We start from the raw sequence: 20,779 nt of genomic DNA on the forward strand, positions 1-20,779 counted from the left end.
TATCATTTCTTAAAGTTCCCCACACCTTCTTTTAACCAGTTGGCGTAAAATGCAATATCAGGATTATAAGCTGTAGGCTGATTTAAGTTTTCGCCATTATGATCGATTAAAACATAATATGGCTGGGCGTTCGTCTTGTATTTCAGGATTTGAAATTCGCTCCATTTCTGACCGATATATTTTATTTTTTTTCCAGTGATCTTTGAAGTAATCTGCTCCTTTTCTTCCAGCGGCCTTTTGTCATCCACGTATAATGAAATTACGATCACATCATTTTTCAATTGTGATAGAACCTGAGGATCAGGCCAGACGCGTTCTTCCATTTTACGGCAGTTTACACAGGCAAATCCGGTAAAATCAAGCATCACGGGTTTGTTTACTTTTTTGGCATAAGCCAATCCTAAATCATAATCCCTGAAAACCGCAATTCCGTTTGGACCTTCTTCTGCACCTTCAGCCAGGATTGCTGCGGCGGTACTTGGCGTGGCCGACATTCCTAATCCATCTGGAGATTCGCTGTATTGTTTTGGAGGAGGAAATCCGCTGATCCATTGCAGCGGCGCGCCCCATAATCCCGGAATCAGATAAATGGTAAAAGCGAGAACTGCAATTCCGAGACCCAATCTTCCCACAGAAAGGTGTCCTGCAGGCGAGTCATGCGAAAGCTGGATTTTTCCAAATAGATAAAAGGTTAAAGCTGTAAAGATGGCGATCCAAATTGCTAAAAAGGCTTCTCTTTCTAATAAATGAAGCTGCAAAACCAAATCGGCATTGGATAAAAATTTAAAAGCCAAAGCCAATTCTAAAAATCCTAAAACTACTTTTACCGAATTTAGCCAGCCACCCGATTTTGGAAGTGAATTCATCCATCCCGGAAAAGCGGCAAAAAGCGTAAAAGGCAAAGCGATGGCCAGCGAAAATCCAAACATTCCGATAACGGGTGCCAAACCGCCCTGGCTTGCCGACTGAACCAATAAAGTACCCACGATTGGCCCTGTGCATGAAAATGATACAATGGCAAGCGCCAAAGCCATAAAAAAGATTCCGATTACACCGCTTTTCTGCGAGTTATTATCGACTCTGGTAAGCCATGAACTTGGTAAAACAATTTCGAATGCGCCTAAAAATGATATGGCAAAGACAACCAATAATAAGAAGAATATTAAATTGAATACGACATTTGTTGCCAATGCATTTAAGGCATCGGCACCAAAAATAGTGGTTACCAATGTGCCCAAAGCGACATAAATAATAATAATGAAAATGCCGTATACCAAAGCATTTCGAATTCCTGCCGCTTTATTTTTGCTTTGTTTGGTAAAAAAACTAACCGTCATTGGAATCATAGGAAAAACGCATGGTGTCAGCAAAGCCGCTAAACCTCCTAAAAAGCTCAATAGAAAAATACTCCAGATATTTTCTCCTCCTGCTGCATCTTCATTTTTTTGCAGCGATGCAATTTCTTTTTTTATTACCGTTTTCACAGGAACTTCTGCCCTAACTGCATCTTCTTTTACAGGAACAGTGGCATCTTTTTTGACCTCTTCTGCCGCTTTTAGTTCTTCTTTTGCGGCACCTTTGGGAATCTCAAAAACAAATTCCCTTTCGCTTGGCGGCAGACAGCTTTGATCATTGCAGACCATAAATTCTATAGCTGCCTTGACCTTAAAAGCATCGCTGTTTTTTCTTTCTATTTTTTGCGTAAAAACAGCTTTTGTTTCAAAAAGTTTGATTCGCATATTAAAAATCGGATCATCAATTTCATGTCCGTCTGGCTCAACAATGCCTCCCTTTGCCGCATAATTTTTAGATTTTGCAAACACAAAACTGGTTGGCATTGGCCCGTTTGCGGGAACTTTTTGAGAATACATGTGCCAGCCTTTGTCTATCTGCGCTGTAATGCTTAATTCATAACTGGAGTTATCCACCTCTTTTACAGACGTTTTAAACGACACGGGGTCGTAAATCTGGGCAGTAAGATTATGCATCGCAAAGAAAATTGCGATAAAAAGAATTAGTTTTTTCATAAAAAAGAAATTTAGGACGATGATCGCTTGGATCATCATGAAAGCTGTGTATCTAAGCAGAAAAATTATTTAAACACATAGAAAGATAGGTCTTATTGCCTGCAAAAAAATAGTTAGAAGAAACTCATTATTAAGGCATAGCTTGGTGTGTCAAGAGCAGTGGAATGCCTTTTTAAAGTTCTAAGATCTATGTTTCTATGTCTTTATATTAATACGTTTCAATGATCATTTTTTATATCGCTGCAAAATCCATTTGGAAATATCATCGAGAACTTCCGGTGCAAAAACTTCATCTAATTCTTTGACTTCTTTCTGCGTACAAGTCCTGCAATGCTGATACATATGGTTTAAGCCCGGATAGATTTTCGAAGTAAGATCTTTTGTTCCAAGGTATTTCTTAAATGAATTTATATTCTCTAGAGCAGGAACCTGAATATCTCTGTCTCCATTTCCAACAAATACCGGAATCTTAATTTTTGGCAGATAGTCTTCTGGATTGTAATGGATAGTATAGCGATACCATTTTCTGTCGGCATCTTTTCCATATCGGTATAAAAAAGTCTGGTCGCGTCCTTCCCAAAGCTGTACTTTCTTGAGCATGACCGAATCTTGTTTCTGCATCCATTCTTTCAGCTTTATCTCCATCACTGGCTTTACAGATTCATCATCTTTGGTTTCGTAAACGGCTTTGAAAAGAATATTGTACAGCTCCATCTGTTTGGCTACCACCTCATCTGTAAAATTAAAGCTTTTTAAAATCGCCGTATTCTGCAGATTCAGCATCTCGAGTCCGCTTACCCCTACTCCAGATAAGCTGATCATGAATTTTACATCTTTGTTTCTCGAACTCACAATAGAGGCAATCATTCCCCCTTCGCTGTGGCCGATTAAACCAATATAGGAAGCATCCACATTTTTATCGCTTTTTAAATACGCTATTTCTTCTTCTATATCATCTGCAAAATCGCCGGTTGTGGCACTTTCAAAATCGCCGGCTGTTTTACCAAATCCGCGGTCGTCTACACGAAGAGAGGCGATTCCGTTACGAGCCAGATAATCAGCTAAAACAGTGAAAAATTCTCTTCCCATGAACGTATAATTGCGGTCATGCTGTCCGGTTCCAGAAATTAAAATGGCCAGCGGATATTTCTTTCTGTTTTTCGGAAGCGTCAATGTTGCGCCATAAGCCAGTTTGGTATTCTTCCCTACAAAGGTAAAATCCTTCACTTCATACGGATACGGTTTCTGCGGATGCTGTGCAAAAAACAAAGGCTTTATTTGGTTTTGCTTCTTTAAAACAACAGCAGCATTTGGAATCGAGTAATTATTAAAAATTCCTGTAACTGCAGTTTTATCGGAACTGTATTTTCCTTTAAAAGTATAGCCATACATGCCATTTTTAAAAGAAACACTGTCAGCGGCAGCTTTTACAGCAACCTTGCAGTCTGAACCTAATTCAGGAATGCTAAAGGAAAGGGAATCTTTTTTGGCATCGAAATCTCCAGATACAATAATTCTATAGGATTGATATTGTCCCTGCCAGATGGTCTGGGAAAAACCAATCTGACAGCACAATAGCACAATACTGAGATATAAAAAATTAACAATTTTCATTTTTTAACCTTTAACTAAATTATTTTTTCTCAGCTTTCAAATATTCAATAATGATCGAAATTTCGTCGGCCAATTCAGTTGGGCTTCCAAAATATCCATTTGATTTCCATCTTAATTTTCCGTTTTGATCTATAATCATTTTTTCTGGAATTCCAGAAAATTGAAATGCTTTAGAATATTTCTCATATGCTTGATCAAACTTTCCAGTTTTTGGATTTTTTCCATCGTACAAAATCGTAAAGTCAAATCCTTTTTCTTTAATAAATGCCTGTGTCTGCGCTTTAAAGTCTTTAATGTATTCTTGCGTATCTACAAAATAAAATTTTACATTAGGATCTTGTCTGTATTTCTCCACTGCCATCTGCATTCCCGGCATTGCATTTTTGCATGGTCCGCACCACATTGCCCAAAAATCAAGCACCACGATTTTTCCTTTCTGATCGGCTAGCTTCACATTACCGCCTCTGCTGCTTTCTAAATCAAAACCTTCTATTGGCATATTGATCAGTTCTGCAATCAGTCTGGTTTTGTGTTCCTGAATATTGATGTCTGATTTAAATGAATTTACATATGCTTCAAAACCTGCCGCGGCACCGCCTTCCTTTAAATAAATTGTTTTTAATGAAGCCAGCATTTCTGGAGTCGCTTTATTTTCTCTAATGCTTATTGCCAATAATTCTTTGGCATCAAGCATTTTTCCTTCTCTAAGCAGCATTCTGGCATACACCTCGTTGTAGCTAGCATCTTTGTAACCGTAAAATGGCTTAATTTTATCCAGATATCTTCTTTCTAGATCATAGTTTTTAAAGATTTCCTGAAGTTTTGCATAGGTAAAATATTCTCTTGCCGCATAATCTATCGTCTTTGCCTGCCATTCTTTAGGAGATAATTTTTGAGCATATTCTTTAGGCACAAATGCTTCTCTGCTTTCCATTTCAGGAATGAAGATATCGGCGTATTTTTTTAGTGTTTCCAAATCTGTTTTCTCGATTCCGTCTTCGTGTCTGTTAAAGGGAATTGAAACCAAGTGCCAGCTGTAATCCAATAGAATATTGAATGATGCTTTTTTAACGCTGCTTAAAGCGAAATTGTAATCTTTGTTTTTTACGATATAACTGTAAGCAATTGCTTTAAATAATTTATCGCTGAAAAGATTTTCCGTTTCTGTAGTGATATCTGAGAATTTCTCCGCCGGAAAGTTTTTTTCAAATTCAGCATACTGCTTTACCTTTTTGTCAAAATCTGATTCCATAAAGATTTTCTTAATTTCGATATCACGCGCTAAAACACCTTTTGGATACTTTTTGAGCAATGCCTGCTGCACTGAATCAATAAAAACCTTATTGGCGGCCGGTTCTAATAAACCGATTGTTCTGGTTACATTATACTGGTCCTGATTATCTAACTCATCTGTCAGTGCAAAACGGACTTCTTTTTTTATGCGAGGAGAGAAATCGCCGCCTCTCACAATTTGAGCGACTTTTAATGCATTATAAAATATTTTCTTGCGGCTCTCCGGATGGTATTGCAATTCATAGTTTACCCACATTACGGCTACAGAATCATTTTTAAAAGCTGATTCATCTACGATATTTGGAACATCATTTTCAAAAACTTTGTTACGCAGCATTCCCCAGCCAATATAAGCGCCCGGAGATTTTGGCAGCATCCAGCTGTAGGTAGCATCTCCCCCTTTATCGATCAGGGTGTCTGAAGTAAAAATACAAGTTATCAATGAGGCATGATCCGAAAGCTTTACTTTCGTCTGCCATTTTTTATCTGAAGCTGCTTTAAGATTAATATCCTTAATTAACCATCTAAAATTATCATAGGCATATAATCTTGCTGAAACCTGTTTTGCATTTTTCAAAACAGTTGCCGATGCATCATAGGTAATCGTGATTTCTTCTCCTGGATTTGGCTGTTCTGGCGAAATTTCAAATCTTTTGGGCTGATCCTGCGCATATATAGCTGCATTTGCAGCTATAAAAAGCGTTAATAGTTTTAATATTTTCATTTTCTTTTTGTTTAAGCACGTTCAAGCGAAACTGAACGTGCCATATTTTTTTGAATCAATTCTTTTTAATTGTTTTGCTGCAGATCCGGAGCGTAATCAAAGTAGATTGCCGCAAAAGGAAACTGATAACGGTTTCCGTCCGGTTCAATGGTAAAAGTTTCTGTTAGGTATTTATGCGTAATGGTCTTAGCAAAACGGGGATCTTTATTTAAGCGTTTCAGATCCGCCCATCTAAAACCTGCTCTTCCCATTAATTCTTTTCGGCGCTCGGCCAAAACTTTTACAAGGGCGTCGTTAGCATCAGCGGCAGTTAAATCTGTATATTCTGCCGCTTTAAAACGTTTCTTTCTTAATGTATTAATAGTTGCCATTGCTGTTGCTGCATTTCCTGCTCTTGCTTCGCATTCGGCTTTGATCACATACATTTCAGGAACAGTTGGCCCGGCGTTGCGGCCATCTCCAGATAAAAGTTCTTTACAATAGGCTCTTCCCTGTGTGAGGCTTCCGTAAGTCATTGCATTAATAGATCTTGTGTAGAGCTGATATCTAAGATCTTTAGTATCAAATGAATCTAATAGCTCATCGCTTAGAGATAAGAGAGTTGGCGAATACATATAAGCCATTGATTCTTTTGCCAGCATGTTTTCCGGATCATCAAAGGTTCTCGGCCATCCGTAATCTCCAGCATTTTGGTAGTCTTCTAAATTCAACAAAGTATTTTGCAATGCTAAAGCCGATTCTGCATTCTGCAGGGCTTCTGCATAATTTCCCATATACAGATTTGTTCTTGCCAATAATCCGTACGCAGATGCTTTTGATGGAAACCATATGCTTCTGGATCTATTTACCGGTTTTAATCCCGATGCAATAGCTTCTGTCAAATCTTTTACAATCTGATCGTAGACTTCTTTTACAGATGCTCTTGTAATATTTTCTGTTACAGTGGGTACAGTTAAAAGCGGTATTCCTAAATCTGTAGAAGCAGTTGCAGGGTCATACGCTTTTCCAAATACATTAACTAAAGTTAAAAAGATAAATGCTCTATGTACTTGCGCTTCTCCCTTTATAGCCAAACGTTCTGCATCTGTGCCATTTGTGCTGGTCATTACCTCATTTATAATTACGTTGCAGGTATACAATGACGCATATAAAGAATTCATATCGCTGTCTCTTTCTCCCACAGGAATGATTTGATCTGCCCATTTATATGTTTCTAAATAAGGCTTGTAATAAGCAGAACCCGAAAAATACCGATTAAAGTAATTCGCATGGTCATCACGCATTACAATATCATCTGAGGCTACATCCACTAAATTGTAAGTGCTGTTAAAGGTGCTTGCACCTTGCAGCAGATATCTATAGTTTATGGTTTCTTTCGGGATTAGCTTCCCTTCTGTCTGTATATCTACGTAGTTATCGCAACTTGTTAAAAGTGCTGATAAAATGGCTATATATATTAAATACTTTTTCATCGCTGCAGCTATTAAAAATTAAAATTGAATCCCATTGAATACATTGCCGTTGGAGGCAGTTTCATGCCTGTACCGGTAACCGGTAAAAAATCAGGATCGATATTGTCATTATTTTTTCTCCAGATAATTCCAATGTTTCTTGCAGAACAAGTTAAAGAAGCACTGTCTATAAATGTATTTTCAAAAAGATTTGACAGATCATATTTCATCGAAACTTCTTTGAAGCGAACATGGTCTCCATCAATTACTTTGTCGTCACTCAATCGGTAGCGTGAATAACTGTAGCCTGTCATTCCTCTTACACCCGGAACGTTTGTTATAGCTTCGTCACCTGGATTTCTCCATCTTAAGTCGATGTCTGAATTTAAATCATATCCTTTGAAACTTCCGTATCTGTCTACATACTGGTCAAAAGATGGTTTAAACAGTACATAATTCAATTTGTAGGTAGCCAAGAGATAAAGCGAAAGTTTTTTATAGCTTAAATTGGCACTTAAGCTTCCATAATATTTAGGTGTGCTGGTCCCCATATATTTCATGTCTTCAATATCCGTCAGCATGACATTTGACTGCACAATATTTCCGTCTTTATCATAAACCTGCACTGATCCCGCATTATTTAATCCTGCATTCCGAAAAGCAAAAACACTGTTTGTTCCATATCCCGCAAGTGGCGGTGTGCTTCCCGAGCCGTTTAAGATATTGGCAAAATTTGTAAATCTCGAATCGGTAACTTCGTTGGTGTTGTAAGATGTAACTAAACTTAAATCAAAACTAAAATCTGTGCTCTTAACAATTGATCCGTTTAAATTCAAATCAATTCCATGCCCTTCTAAGGTTGATGCATTTCTAGTCAGCATATTGTTTGGAATTCCATAAAATGGCGACACATCGAATTCCGTAATTAAATCTTTGCTATTTTTTCTGTAGTACTCGATTGTTCCGTTTAAGCGATAATTAAGAATGCTGAAATCAAGACCAAAATTCATAATTCCGGTTTTTTCCCAGCGCAGCGCAGGATTTGCGGCTTCAGTTATAAAAGCAAATGGCTGCTGTGAAAATCTATCAACATCCGCCAAAGAAATATTCGTAAATGGGAATGTATCTAAACTAATATTTCCGTTATATCCGTAACTTGCTCTAAAGCTCAAATTATCAAAGAAAGTTACATTTTTCATAAAATTTTCTCTGCTGATATTCCATTTGAAACCTGTAGACCATAAAGGCGTCCTTCTATAGCTTTTATCTACGCCAAAATTGTTATAATCATCCAAACGCGCACTTCCAGAAACAGTATATCTGTTATCGTACGTATAAGAAGCATTTCCATAATAAGACAGAAAGCGTCGTGTCTGGCTTTTTAATGTATTGTTGTAGCTGATTCCCTGAGGATATCCATAAATTGTATTAGGGGTATTTGAAGGAAGATCTATAGAAGTCTGTGATGTTTCATTATAGCCAAACAAAGTTCCTGCCTGATTTGATTCTACGGTTTCTCTAAACTCAATGCCGCCAAGAGCATCAATAGCATGCCTTTGCGCTAAAGTAGTATTGTAAACCAGCTGGCCTCTTGCTGTATAGCTGTCTTTGCCAAATCTTGAATTTTGGCTGATTCCTCCTAACGGAACTCCATAAATCAGCTCATTTGTGGCTGTATTAACAGTTGTATACTGGTTTACAAGATCTCTGGCAAAATACGTATCTGGATTGTATAGATTTTTATTGTCCAGATTTGAAGTTTCGATATAATAAGTTCCAACAGCATCCAAGCCTTTGAATAAAGGTGCTGTGACAGAAATATTTGCAGAATAGTTTTGTTCTTTAATGCCTCTGCTGCTATTATCCAATTCGTCCATATAATTGTAAGTCCATGGCAAATATCCTTGATTTTGAAGCCTTTGGGTATCTGCACTGTAAAAACGTCGATCGTATGAAACTGAATTTCCGTTAGCATCAACTATTTCATTATATGGCAGAAATGAGGTTAAAGATGCCTGAAGCGGACTTAGTCCTAAGCCGTTTTGCTCGTAATTAAAAATAGACCCTTTTAAACTCGTGCTTACCTTGAAGTAGTTAAGCAGCTTAAAATCCTGGTTTACAGTAAAAGTCATACGTTTGCCTCCAGTGCCAACAGCCTGAGTCTTTTCATTAGAAAATGAAGCCGATGTAAAATAGGTGTAATCGTTTTGGCCTCCGCTAAAAGAAAAATCAAAATTATTTGACTCAGAAGGACGCATTAAATACTTCGTAATCTGATCGTAGTTATTTCTTGGTCTTAAAATATCTAACTGTGCATTTTTTTCAGCTGTTGTTATAGTTCCTCTTTTTTCCTGAAACATATATTCCACACCTTGGCTAATTGGAGTTGAATAATATAAGCTAGTTGCTGCCGCTGGATCTGTAATAATGCCTTTGTCTACTAATTCTTGCTCTAAATTCAATACCTGAGAAGAATTCATCAAAGGCAGGCGGGATAAGGAGGCTTTATTGGCAATGGCATAATTTTGAGAAGCGCTGAATCTTGTTTTCCCTCTTTTGCCTTTTTTGGTTTCGATTACCATAACTCCATTGGCAGATCTTGCACCGTAAATAGAAGCGGCCGCAGCATCTTTTAAGAAGGTTATTTTCTCAATATCTTTTGGATTCAGGGTTCTGATATCCAATTCTGTTGGCGTACCATCCAAGATGATTAAAGGCAAGCTGCTGGCACCGCTTGTATCATAAGTGGATTGTCCTCTAATTCTGAAGTTGTAACTCGTTTTTGCTGCACCTGCACCAAATAAATTTCCGTAAACAAATGAATTATCAGACTCCATCACATCGATTGCCAAACCTGCAACCTGTCCTTCTAACTGATGCATTACATTCGAAACTGGAATTTTCTCCAAATCTTTTGCGGTAATCGTAGATACAGAACCTGTCGCACGAGTTTTAGAAATTTTCTGGTAACCGTTGTTTACCACAATCTCGTTCATTAGCGAAACTTTTTCTTTGGCTGTTATTGTTATATTGGACCGGCCATCAAGGTTTACTCTCACAGTTTCAATGGTTAATCCCGAAGCTTCGATTATGGCATTTGTTGGTACGCCGTAAAGAGCAAAACTTCCGTCAAAATCTGTAGTTGCACCATTTTTGGTGCCTGTAACCCAAATATTTACACCCGGATAAGGCTCTCCGCTGGAATTAAGCACACGTCCCTTTACCTCTATTGAACCCGTCGAAAGGCTTTGCGGACTTGTAGAGGTAACTACAATAGTTTTATCCTGAATGGTAAAAGCAAACTGCTGCCCTTCGAATATAATTCCCAAGGCTTCTGAAATGCTTTTCTTTTGAATATTTAGGCTTACCGGTTTTGCTTTGTCTAAAATCTTAACATTATAAAAGAAAACATAGCCTGTCTGCTTTGTAATAGCAGCAAATGCTTTCTGGAAGGTAAGATCTGTTCCCTTTATCGTTACGGTTTTATTGGTCTGCGCAACAGCTGCATACGCAAAAAACATAAATAATATAAAATATAATTTTTTCAAATTACATTTTGCATTTGGCCTGAATGCATCTCTTTGATAGGAATTCTGGTCCCTGCTTAATTTTTGATTAGTTAAAAAATTCATTACATTTGAATCGGTTAGTTTAATAAATAGGATCGGTTATTTTTCTTATTTAAGAACTAGGCTGTACATACCCAAGGCGCGGGAACGCTTTGGGTATTTTTTTTGCGGCAGTTCTTGCTTCACAATTTTACTGTGTCACAATCACCTCCTTTCCTGAAACTTTAAAGTGGACATCGCTGCTCTCCAGCATTTTAAGAATCTGATTTAATTTTAAATCTTTTTGAATTGCGCCTTCAAAACGCTCATCTGGAATTTTCCCTTTATAGATAACATCTACATCATACCATCTTTCGATTTCGCGCATAATTTCGTCATACTTGGCATTTTCAAAATAAAACAATCTGTTTTTCCAGGCAATTGCGAGTTCGGCATTTACCTCTTTTGTTTTCATCAAATGTTTATCCAGCGAAACAACGATCTGCTGCCCTGGTTTTACTAAAGCAGAATTGCCGCCTTCTGTAATTTTAATTTTTCCTTCCAGTAGAGTAGTTTTTAAGACTGGTTCGTTTTCGTAGGCTCTAATATTGAAATGAGTTCCCAAAACTTCAACCTGCTGGCCGTTAGAGAAAACTTTAAAAGGCATTTTCTCGTTATGGGCTACTTCAAAATAAGCTTCTCCCGTTAAAACTACAGCTCTTTCGCTTCCGCTGAAATAAGTTGGATATTTTAGTGAAGATCCGGCATTCATCCAAACATTAGTTCCGTCTGGCAATGCAATTTGAAAGGTCTTTCCATTAGGTGTAGCTAGAGTATTATAGGTTGGTTTTCCGGTATGTGCGCCATTATTTTGGCCATAACGAATCTGCCCTTCATTGTCTTTTGTAATGACAACATCCTTCTGATTTGCCACTACACCGTTTTTCTCTTCATTCAAAACCACCTTTGAACCGTCAGAAAGGGTTAGTACAATATCATTAGATTTTTTTTCTGAAGCTGAGGCATTTTCAGTTTTAACAACTGAATTATTGATTGATGTATTGGTTTTGGCAAAATAAGCAATTCCTATTAACAAAGCTGCAGATGCGGCAATTGCATATTTGTAGTATATTCTATTGCTTCTTTTTGGAGTAATTTTTTGGCCAATAATTTCCCAGGCATTCTCAAGGTCGATTTCCTCAATATCGATTTGATACCTATTTTGCACTCTTTTAAAATACTCCCTGTTCGAGTCAGACTCCTTGTACCATGCAGCAAAAATTGATTCTTCTTCTGGGGTAAGAGTATCGTTTATTTTCTTTATGATCAGTTTAAATTCCATTTTCAGAATCTCTTTAAATTAACAATTACATGATGTAATTTATAACCAAGACAACTGAAACTAAATAATGGGTGACAAAAGTTTAAGAAAAAATGAAGAAAAAATTAAATTATATACAAAACAAAATAATTTTCCTACGAATGAATGGATAATAACGCTAAAACAAAAACCAGCGATTCACTGATTTTTACTTTGGCCCTTTTTAGCTGTGTTTTTACCGTATTTACAGAAATGCCCATTTGCTCTGCAATTTCTTCATACTTATAATTTTCTATGAATTTAAGTTTAAAGACCTGCTGCATGCTTTCTGGAAAAGTTTCAATAATTTTTAAAATATGATTGTAGAGAATTGTTTTTTCTTGGTCTGAGATTAAATCCAAATCTTCATCCAATATGAGCATCGAGTTTAAATCGATGACATTTAAATCATCGGTAACTTTAACTGATTTCAAATAATTCAAACATCTGTTGCGCACCATGGCATACAAATATGCTTTCAAAGATGTTTTTATTTCGATATTTTTTGCATTTTCCCATAAAGAGATAAATACTTCCTGAACAGCATCTTCACTTGCCTGCTGATCAAATAGAAAATTATTGGCATATAGAACCAGCCCTTTATAAAAATGATTGAATACATTTTTATAAACGGACTTATTTTGGTTTTGAAGTTCTTTTAAGACAATATTTATTTCCAAAGCAATATCTAAAGGCCAATATTATAAAAAACAAATCTATATAAATTTAAGCTATCAGCAAATATCAAATAGATTTCTCTGAATAAAGCTAAAAAACACGCCAATATTTAATCAATAATGAGAATATCATAAAAAAACAATATTCCAATTGTAATAAAAAAACAATATTAGTACTTCTCCTACTTGGTAAAATCTAGCATATATCTTTCTTTAGTACTATTTATCCTAGATTATTAACATCTTTCTTATATATACGGATTTTTTGCTGTTTTCGTTTTATTAAATATTATTTATTGAGCTGAATGCTTAATTGCATCCTTGTCTATTGAATTTCATAGATTTTTTTTTACTTCACTTTACATTTTTAAAATATGAATCATAGCATCCATTTTAAATAAATTAGTTTTTTACATTTTATCGTTTTGAGTTTTATGGCAGAATCATGGCACATGGCATTTGGAATTGATACTATTTCTGCCACAAAAAGATAAGGCGCTTTTTAAAAATATTTTACCTGTCTAAATTTTGTGGCAGAACCGTGGCAAATGGTGTTTTTGAAAAATAGAAACCTCGCAAAATAGCACCCTAAAAAGTATAGGTTCGAAACTGTATTACACAAAAAATTAAAGCCATTGGAATCCAATGGCTTTACTGCATTTCTTTGAACCATAAACTCTCGGGTAGAAGGTGCACACTAACGGAATTATTTTTTATTGTCTTTATTGTGCCGGTAATATGAGCATCGTTTTTAAAGCTGTGCTGGCGTATCTGATTCTTTTACCTTAATTACAAATAGCTTTCGTTAATTTCCTTCATTACTTCAGCAAAAAGTTGTGCAGACCAAATTCTGTCTTCAAAATTAAAAAGAGTTGAAACACTTATGACTTCACTTACTTTAGTTTCCTTAAGGAACGACAATAATTCTTTCTTCACAGTTTCTTTACTGCCGCTAAGTTTTCCTGTTCTATAAAAGAGGCAATGTACTGCCGCACTTCAGTGTGTTTCTCCAATTCCGCTTCAAAGGTATTGATATGGAAGTCCTCGTCCTGGTCCAGAATATGTATAATTTCAGTGTAACCTTTTGCAATCAGGCTTCCTTTGATTTTAAGAATGTTATGCTGCATTTTGGCATCCAAATCTTTTCTCACCTTAAGCTGTATCGATTTTTCCATTGTGAAAGATTTGTCTATTTTTCAATTTGACGCTGTATCAAATTTACTGCAATTTTTTTTAAAATGCGGCATAATCACAATAATGCCGGGACAACTATTCTATTTAACCATTGTCTCTGGATTCAGGGTGCTGCCGTTAATCTGGAAAGAACTCAAAAGCGTGGAATAAAAATAAAGAGATTTCCCTGTGACAAAGGTCCTTTTCGAGAATGATATGCCTTTTGCTGCCTAGCAGCTTAATCCAGCAGCAGCTAAATAGCAGTATTTGAAACATCTTCCAGCAGCATATTGGATCTGCCTGCCTGCTTGTCTTATAGCTATTTTATAACTGGAATTCATTATTCTGTAAAGAAAATTGTACCTGTCCGCTATAATTTTGCTACGAAAGAATTACAGAGACAGGCAGTCGCTGCGATACCCTCTGCAGGGCAATCCCTTAGCGGCAGACAATAGCAAAAAATTATTTTAAAAATATGAATGTGATGAAAACAGATACAAAGGAAAATGACCGTCAGGATGACGAAAATTTCCAAAATACAGACTCAGGCAAGCAGGGACAGCAGAAAACCGCCTCCCCTGCAGCCCACCTGTTTACAGACAATGCCCAACCCGATTACCAAGATGATCTGAGCATGCAGGAGATATCCAAATACAAAGTATACACATGTCTAAAAAAGGCAAAAAAATCGGGACAAAACTAATTCTGTTCCGATTTAAGTACTTTTATAATAGCAATCAGCCAGTCTTTTCAGGATAACTTATAGATTCCAAAACTGGATTCCGCCTTTCAGGTCAATTGATACGAGCTGGCTTTCGTCTTTTGAAACTTTTAATTTATTTACGGTTCCCTTATGGTCTGTAAGTGATTTTAAAAGCTCACCGGTTTTTTTATCCCAAACTCTTATAGAACGGTCAATACTGGCCGTATAAATTTTATTTTTAGCAAATTTTGCCGTGGTAAGATTCATGCTGTAATCGTCCTGGTAAACTTTAGTTTCATCTTCGATATCATGCGTAATCCAATTGGGATGTTTTACTTTAAATTCCGATTGATGCGTATTGCTGTTGTATTTGGTACATTCATTATAATTTAAAGAAAGGAAATTTCCTTGATTATCAATGTCCGCAAATTTCTTTAGGTCAACCAACATCTCTTTTTGCACCGTATTGTTATTCATATCCCAATAGGTAACTTTACTTGGAGCAACAATTACTGCTATGTTTTGTTTGTCAATTTCTACAATAGTTCCTTTTGGAAAATCAGATGGCAATATCAATTCCTGATAATTTTTGGTAACATCCCAGACATATTGATTTTTTTTCTGGTCCTGAGTGATCAGATAATTCAAATTATCTGAATAGAAAACGCTAATAGACCAAGTAGTTTTTAAAGGCAGTTTTTTTATAATTTTTCCATTTTTCTCATTGATCAAGAGGATGCTGTTTTCTAAAGTGGCGGCTGCAATTTCTTTTCGCTGGGGATTATAGGCCAGAGAATAAATTTCATCAGCAATTCTTGCAATTACAATTTCTTTTGGGCTGCCATTTATTCTTTTTGAAATCCGCCCGCTGAAAGTAGAAACAAGAACTGTGTCTTTAACACCGGCATAAACTACATCTGTATAAGATACCGGGTTTATATTTGTGAGTTTAGGGATGAAAATATTTTGCCCCTTACAACCCAGTATCGCAAAAAGTAAAATGTACGTATATAGAATTTTATTATTTTCCATTTTCATATAATTTTACATTTTTATCATTCTGCTTCAATTTTACATCTGCATTTTCATCACTGGTAGATAGTATTATCGTGTTTTTTCTATCATGGCTATTTAACATTATTGCTGCAGCACCTTGTGGCTCTGATAGTAATAGCAATTGCATATTGGTTTTCGAGTCTAAAGACAGAAAAGCATTTCCTAAATTGTCATCTGTAACATATCCTCCTCTTTCCTGCCCTTCTGCATCATAAAGCATGACACCTGAAACGCCAACCTTACCTCTGGAATTTAATCTGCTGCCATAACTGCTCAAATTAGGTTCAGGCAGATGCGAACCTATAATAATCCGCTCAACTCCCAGTGAGTCAACAACAACAATACCTCTGACTTTTATTATTTTATCCTGAAAATCAACAGCCTTACTATTTTCCTTAGTCGAAAAAGAAAACAGATAGAAGCTAAAGGCTGCCAGATTACAAATACTTAGTGCGTAAAAAAATTTTGATTTCATTTGGTTTATATTTAAATTTTTAGTCTGTCGGTTTATGTAAAAAAAAAAGTCAATTCAATACTTCTGGATTAGGTTCTGTCTCATTTGCCATATAAATTCAAGATAAATCAGTTACTCCAAAAATTACGCAGCCAATTTACAAAATGATTTGAACATACCTGTTACTGGCTTCAGCATCTGATTCTTTCTCAACATATTTACAACTTCAATTCCTGCCAAGGTTCTTCTGGCAGACTCAAAACTTTTAAAACCCAAACCGTTTTGTATTCTCCATTTTATAAACCGATGTGGTTCCACAATATTATAGAGTTATTTACATTGCCTAATCTTTATGTTCGAAAATGAGCGTTTGTTGCAAACTCGTATTGCGATGGTGTTAGAGCCACTTTTAGCTATGTTTACTATCCTTGGCCCGCTGTAATTCTTTATTGCCTTAATTAGGAAGGACTGGGAACTAATTCTCTGCCTTCTTCTGGTCAGAAGATAATCCACCGCATTGCCCAACTTATCAACAGCCCGATATAATTAATACCAGATTCCTTTTACCTTTATATAAGTTTCATCCATTCGCCAGCTGGCGCCTACTCTATTCTTTCTCTTTTTGGTTTCCGATTCAATTAAAGGCGCAAATTTAAACATCCAGCACTGAATGGTCGCATGATCAACTGCTATTGCACGCATTTTCATTATTTCCTCAACATCTCTGTACTCAATGTAAATCTCAATTTGAAATAAACCGCCTGAAGAATAACAGCTTTAGGATAACAATGACCTTTGGTATTCATGCCATATATTTTGAATCTTTAAAGGTAATAGTTATTTAACAGATGCGACAGAACCAGTTCGAGTATATAAAAGAAAAACTTAGATAGCTAGAAAAATTCAAATAGCATTAATATAAATATGGATGCAGATTCGATGCACCTAGAATCAAAACACAATTTAAAATACTATATAACAATCACTTGAAATAAAACCCTAAGCTCGAAACATTACTACATCAAAAACTGCTATAAAAATTAGAAATTAAAGATTTGTGGCAAAATCATGGCACAAGGTATTTTTGAAAACCATAAATCCAGCAAAATCAATACCTGCCGAATTTAGGTTCGAATATATTATAGTTATTTTTTTTCGTTATCAGGTTCGAGTCGCGTTCCCGCTACAACTTTAAAGCAAGAGCCTGAGAAATCAAGATTTCTCAGGCTTTTTTATTAGATGATTTTGTTTCAATTTCTTGAAAAATTTAAATACTTGTATTTTCAAGGGATTTGGTTCGAGTCGCGTTAAGACTTAGTCTAGACTTTTTAGAAGTTTTACCCCTATATGCAGAATTGATCAAGGCTGTTAATGCAGGAATATCTAGTAAGGCTGCTTTTGAAATCATATTACACAATGAACACTTGTGTTTTGCATAATTGCTTCCAGCTTTAGCTGAAGGTACAAAGGTGTGAAGTAAAAAAAAGAGAATGGTTTAGCTCAAACTAATTACTCTATCTTCAATCTGTAAAAAATTCCACACCATTTTTTCCAAGATATACAGTCTGCCCTAGTTTATTAGTGATTTCAAAGATCTGGAAATCGTTCACCGATTCATATTCATACGGCCTCAAAGATGAATAACTTTTATCACTGATTAAATTATACGTCTCCATATTGAATACCTGAAATCTATTATCCTTTTGTACCATAAGATAAGAGTAATATATTTTACTAATTTTGTCGAATTCAAAGGGAAGAAGCACCTTCAGCTCTTCACTGCTGTCATTCTTCTTTCCAAGAATTCCCCATCGATCGTTTTTCTTAACTACAAAAATGCGCTGATAAACTGCCCAGTGCCTTGAATCTTTACTCAAATCAAAATTGATCTCATCAAAATCAACTGGTAAAAGAATAATATTTTTACTGCCGGCTATTCCCCATTTTCTGCCAATCTTTACACCAAAAACATCTCTGCCCGGAGCATAGTTTTTATCGTACTTCTCGGTTATGATATCATCATAAATTGCAGGAACTAATGTATCAAAGACAGGCTGCATGCGTGAAGTGTTTTCTAGAATGACCCCTATCTTGCCTTTGCTTTTTATAAGTTGGGGCCTCTCCATTTCTCCCATGACAATCCCCGAATACTGAATTTTCTCAATGCTATTAACTTCTTGCTCCGTAAGCTTTTTTCCATTTGAAGTAAAATATACCGTGCTTTCGTTATAAATGCAATGAAACGTTTTATTAGAAGGATCAAATTGAATCTTGGAATAACTCAGCGGAATCAATATCTTAGGTTTTCCATCCATTAGACGAATCACGCCGTATTTTTTATTTTTGGCGACAATAAACCGATTGTTAGCAGTATCCTGGAAATCAAAATCTTTATTTAAAAGAATCTCAGGGTTGTTTTTAATACCAACTGAATGCTCGCCATGATAAACTTCATAAATTCGAGTGCATTGGTCATATTGAAATGGAATTACTGTCACTCCTTCTTTATTAATGTACCCTACCTTACCTGATTTTTTTGCTTTTGCCAGATTATCATCCGAGTAAAAGTCCACAGCATCATATATACATGCTACGACTATTTTTCCATCGATACTCGCAAATCCCCATTTATCTTTCTGGCAGTAGGGGATATATTGACTAAAAACAGGCTGACAAACTATAATGAAAATTAGTAATAATAATAACCGGATTTTTGATTGCTGCATACTTCTTTGAATTTTGTATTAATGTAAATGTTTTATCTAATTCGCCAAACCATATTCTATGGCTATTCAATATATTATTAGAGATAGATCTTTTTACAGGGCGCAGCTAGATGATATTGAAATCTTCGTTCTAATGGTTGTCTGTTATTTGATCTTTCCACAAAGGAACAGCCAAAGGCGTACTAACACAGCCCATATTTATGGATAATCAGCGAAACCTCATTTAGCTTACTATTTCGCAAAAATAACTAAAAATGATTACAATCTTCTAACTGTTTATTTTGGAGCTGCTTCCGATCTTGCCACAAAAAGCTAAGGCAGCTTTTAAAGATAATTTTGGTCAAAATTTTTGTGGCAAAATCGTGGCACATTTGATTTTGTAAGTTAAAAATTCAACATCGACAAGTCTGCGCAAGTTTAGGTTCGAATGTGCAGCTGATTAATAATTACAAACTCTCGATAAACAAAAAACCTCAAAATCAAATGATTTTGAGGTTTCTAAACTATTTGTTGTAGGCAAAAGACAGTTTGAACTATAGTTAAAACAAGTCTACGAGTAAGTTAAGAGTGAACCCAGAAACCAATTTTTTTTTAAAACTTGAAAAAAAATGTAAAGAATCAGAACTTAGATTTTAAATTTGAAAAATGCATCTGCTCATCTTCATCAAGGAGAGCCTATAATTTAAATCGCATACAATAAATTATTTATTCAATCATTTTTCTAAACAGTATTTTCATTGATTCTGGATCTATTGTATTCATGTCTACCAACTTTAATGATTTTACCATTTTACTTGTCGTTGTTTTATATTTTTGAAAATGAGGTGTTTTTAAATGCGATTGATAAGCATTGTTATCATTATAAATCTCTAATATTCTTACTTGAGTTGAATCATTTTTTTGATACATGGGAAATATTGCCAGTACACCAGGTTCTAAGTTTACTGAAGCCGAAGACTCCTCTTGTAATATGGCTTTATATTCGGATAAATATTCCGGGTAAATTTCAATTTCTGAAAGACGAACCATCATATCTTTTTTTTGAGCTGAGATATTGCTGAAAGTTAAAAACATTGTTGCAAATATTAAATACAAGAATAAACTATTTGGAAAACTGCTCTGAAGATTATTGATTAACTTTTTCATTTATAATGATTTTAATATTACGCTAAGAATTCTTGGTTCTGTCGCATCTGTCAGAATCAAATATAAGAATTTTAGTAATTTAAAAGTTAGGCCGCCAATTTACAGAAGGATTTAAACATAGCTATACCTGGTCTAACCATCTGATTCTTACTCAGCATATGCACAGCTTCAATTCCGCTCAAGGTTCTTTTGGCCGATTCAAAACTTTTAAAGCCTAACCCATTTTGTATGCGCCACTTGATAAAACGATGATCTTGCTCTACAATATTGTTGAGATATTTACACTGTCGGATTTTAATATTAGAGCACGAACGCTAGTTATAGAATTTGATAGCGGCAGTATTAGAACAGCTTTTATCAATGTTTATTGCTCTTGGCCGGCAGTTATTACCAATTGCTTTAATTAGAAATGACTGAGCACTCATTCTCTGCCTTTTTCTGGTCAAAAGAAAGTCTGCTGTATTGCCTAATTTATCTACTGCTCGATATAAATAACACCAAATACCTTTTACTTTGATATAGGTCTCATCCAATCTCCAACTCGCCCCCACTCTCCCTTTTTTTTTTTCTCTTACTCTTGTAATGTCTTTCCCTAATTCTAACAAGATGGATCCTTCGTTATGCAAAAGCTCATTTTGAGAAGTCTCTGCACCAGCACTTGTATCTTGGGTTGATTTTGCTTTTCTCATTGTCTGTAAACATCATTAAACTGATATAGAATCAAATCAGCTTGAATAGTAATGCTATAAATGTAGTAATATTAAAACATTACTGGAAATAAACCCCTGGTTTGATTGACTTTAGAATTATTATTTTGAGTTTAATAT

14 protein-coding genes and 2 pseudogenes are annotated in these 20,779 nt (G+C 35.6%); 1 reads left to right on the top strand and 15 read right to left on the bottom strand.

Features of this window, described 5'->3' with window-relative positions; translation table 11 throughout:
• Positions 1-2: 2 nt before the first annotated feature.
• The 8 genes from V6624_RS18550 to V6624_RS18585 form a co-directional block, all read right to left on the bottom strand.
• Positions 3-2,027, bottom strand: coding sequence for a protein-disulfide reductase DsbD family protein (locus V6624_RS18550; protein ID WP_338839713.1), 2,025 nt, complete (start codon positions 2,025-2,027; stop codon positions 3-5).
• A gap of 225 nt (positions 2,028-2,252) precedes the next feature.
• Positions 2,253-3,641, bottom strand: a complete 1,389-nt coding sequence (locus V6624_RS18555) for an alpha/beta hydrolase (protein ID WP_338839714.1) — start codon at positions 3,639-3,641, stop codon at positions 2,253-2,255.
• A gap of 19 nt (positions 3,642-3,660) precedes the next feature.
• Positions 3,661-5,658 (bottom strand): TlpA disulfide reductase family protein, encoded by a 1,998-nt coding sequence (locus V6624_RS18560; protein WP_338839715.1) that lies wholly within the window; start codon positions 5,656-5,658, stop codon positions 3,661-3,663.
• Positions 5,659-5,723: 65 nt separating this feature from the next.
• Positions 5,724-7,130: a RagB/SusD family nutrient uptake outer membrane protein gene (locus tag V6624_RS18565; RefSeq protein WP_338839716.1), complete on the bottom strand. Its 1,407-nt coding sequence runs from the start codon at positions 7,128-7,130 to the stop codon at positions 5,724-5,726.
• A gap of 11 nt (positions 7,131-7,141) precedes the next feature.
• Positions 7,142-10,657 carry a SusC/RagA family TonB-linked outer membrane protein gene (locus tag V6624_RS18570; protein ID WP_338839717.1) on the bottom strand — a complete coding sequence of 1,172 codons (3,516 nt, stop codon included), beginning with the start codon at positions 10,655-10,657 and terminating at the stop codon, positions 7,142-7,144.
• 211 nt (positions 10,658-10,868) lie between these two features.
• Positions 10,869-11,999 (bottom strand): FecR family protein, encoded by a 1,131-nt coding sequence (locus tag V6624_RS18575; RefSeq protein WP_338839718.1) that lies wholly within the window; start codon positions 11,997-11,999, stop codon positions 10,869-10,871.
• A gap of 134 nt (positions 12,000-12,133) precedes the next feature.
• Complete coding sequence (locus V6624_RS18580; protein ID WP_338839719.1) at positions 12,134-12,697, bottom strand: RNA polymerase sigma-70 factor; 564 nt, start codon at positions 12,695-12,697, stop codon at positions 12,134-12,136.
• Between the two features lie 929 nt (positions 12,698-13,626).
• A complete protein-coding gene (locus tag V6624_RS18585) occupies positions 13,627-13,869 on the bottom strand; it encodes a hypothetical protein (RefSeq protein ID WP_338839720.1) in 243 nt (80 codons plus the stop codon).
• A 482-nt stretch (positions 13,870-14,351) separates the two neighbouring features.
• On the opposite strand from V6624_RS18585, the gene V6624_RS18590 reads away from it, so the two are divergent.
• A complete protein-coding gene (locus tag V6624_RS18590) occupies positions 14,352-14,570 on the top strand; it encodes a hypothetical protein (protein WP_338839722.1) in 219 nt (72 codons plus the stop codon).
• A 57-nt stretch (positions 14,571-14,627) separates the two neighbouring features.
• On the opposite strand, the gene V6624_RS18595 is transcribed toward V6624_RS18590, so the two are convergent.
• The 7 genes and pseudogenes from V6624_RS18595 to V6624_RS18620 form a co-directional block, all read right to left on the bottom strand.
• On the bottom strand, positions 14,628-15,602 hold the full coding sequence (locus tag V6624_RS18595; RefSeq protein WP_338839724.1) for a WD40 repeat domain-containing protein: 975 nt from the start codon (positions 15,600-15,602) through the stop codon (positions 14,628-14,630).
• Entirely contained in the window at positions 15,592-16,101 is a 510-nt protein-coding gene (locus tag V6624_RS18600) for a hypothetical protein (protein WP_338839726.1), read from the bottom strand. Before V6624_RS18600 ends, V6624_RS18595 begins: the two co-directional genes overlap by 11 nt.
• A gap of 309 nt (positions 16,102-16,410) precedes the next feature.
• A pseudogene (locus V6624_RS23745) lies at positions 16,411-16,614 on the bottom strand (hypothetical protein); the annotation flags it as partial.
• Positions 16,615-16,626: 12 nt separating this feature from the next.
• The gene (locus V6624_RS18605; RefSeq protein WP_338839727.1) at positions 16,627-16,782 is read right to left on the bottom strand and encodes a hypothetical protein; all 156 of its coding nucleotides are present in this window, start codon (positions 16,780-16,782) and stop codon (positions 16,627-16,629) included.
• 818 nt (positions 16,783-17,600) lie between these two features.
• On the bottom strand, positions 17,601-18,806 hold the full coding sequence (locus V6624_RS18610) for a WG repeat-containing protein (protein WP_338839728.1): 1,206 nt from the start codon (positions 18,804-18,806) through the stop codon (positions 17,601-17,603).
• Between the two features lie 705 nt (positions 18,807-19,511).
• Positions 19,512-19,952: a putative quinol monooxygenase gene (locus tag V6624_RS18615; RefSeq protein ID WP_338839729.1), complete on the bottom strand. Its 441-nt coding sequence runs from the start codon at positions 19,950-19,952 to the stop codon at positions 19,512-19,514.
• 86 nt (positions 19,953-20,038) lie between these two features.
• A pseudogene (locus V6624_RS18620) lies at positions 20,039-20,641 on the bottom strand (IS6 family transposase).
• Between the last annotated feature and the right edge of the window lie 138 nt (positions 20,642-20,779).

This window comes from Flavobacterium ginsenosidimutans (assembly GCF_037478105.1).
In the GTDB taxonomy this organism is placed as follows: Bacteria; Bacteroidota; Bacteroidia; order Flavobacteriales; family Flavobacteriaceae; genus Flavobacterium; species Flavobacterium ginsenosidimutans.

Excerpts from the sequence above, each read along its gene's own strand:
- V6624_RS18560 (WP_338839715.1), bottom strand. The coding sequence starts at position 5,658 with ATGAAAATATTAAAACTATTAACGCTTTTTATAGCTGCAAATGCAGCT.
- V6624_RS18610 (WP_338839728.1), bottom strand. The coding sequence starts at position 18,806 with ATGCAGCAATCAAAAATCCGGTTATTATTATTACTAATTTTCATTATA.
- V6624_RS18550 (WP_338839713.1), bottom strand. The coding sequence starts at position 2,027 with ATGAAAAAACTAATTCTTTTTATCGCAATTTTCTTTGCGATGCATAAT.
- V6624_RS18615 (WP_338839729.1), bottom strand. The coding sequence starts at position 19,952 with ATGAAAAAGTTAATCAATAATCTTCAGAGCAGTTTTCCAAATAGTTTA.
- V6624_RS18590 (WP_338839722.1), top strand. The coding sequence starts at position 14,352 with ATGAAAACAGATACAAAGGAAAATGACCGTCAGGATGACGAAAATTTC.
- V6624_RS18595 (WP_338839724.1), bottom strand. The coding sequence starts at position 15,602 with ATGGAAAATAATAAAATTCTATATACGTACATTTTACTTTTTGCGATA.
- V6624_RS18555 (WP_338839714.1), bottom strand. The coding sequence starts at position 3,641 with ATGAAAATTGTTAATTTTTTATATCTCAGTATTGTGCTATTGTGCTGT.
- V6624_RS18585 (WP_338839720.1), bottom strand. The coding sequence starts at position 13,869 with ATGGAAAAATCGATACAGCTTAAGGTGAGAAAAGATTTGGATGCCAAA.
- V6624_RS18565 (WP_338839716.1), bottom strand. The coding sequence starts at position 7,130 with ATGAAAAAGTATTTAATATATATAGCCATTTTATCAGCACTTTTAACA.
- V6624_RS18600 (WP_338839726.1), bottom strand. The coding sequence starts at position 16,101 with ATGAAATCAAAATTTTTTTACGCACTAAGTATTTGTAATCTGGCAGCC.
- V6624_RS18575 (WP_338839718.1), bottom strand. The coding sequence starts at position 11,999 with ATGGAATTTAAACTGATCATAAAGAAAATAAACGATACTCTTACCCCA.
- V6624_RS18605 (WP_338839727.1), bottom strand. The coding sequence starts at position 16,782 with ATGCGTGCAATAGCAGTTGATCATGCGACCATTCAGTGCTGGATGTTT.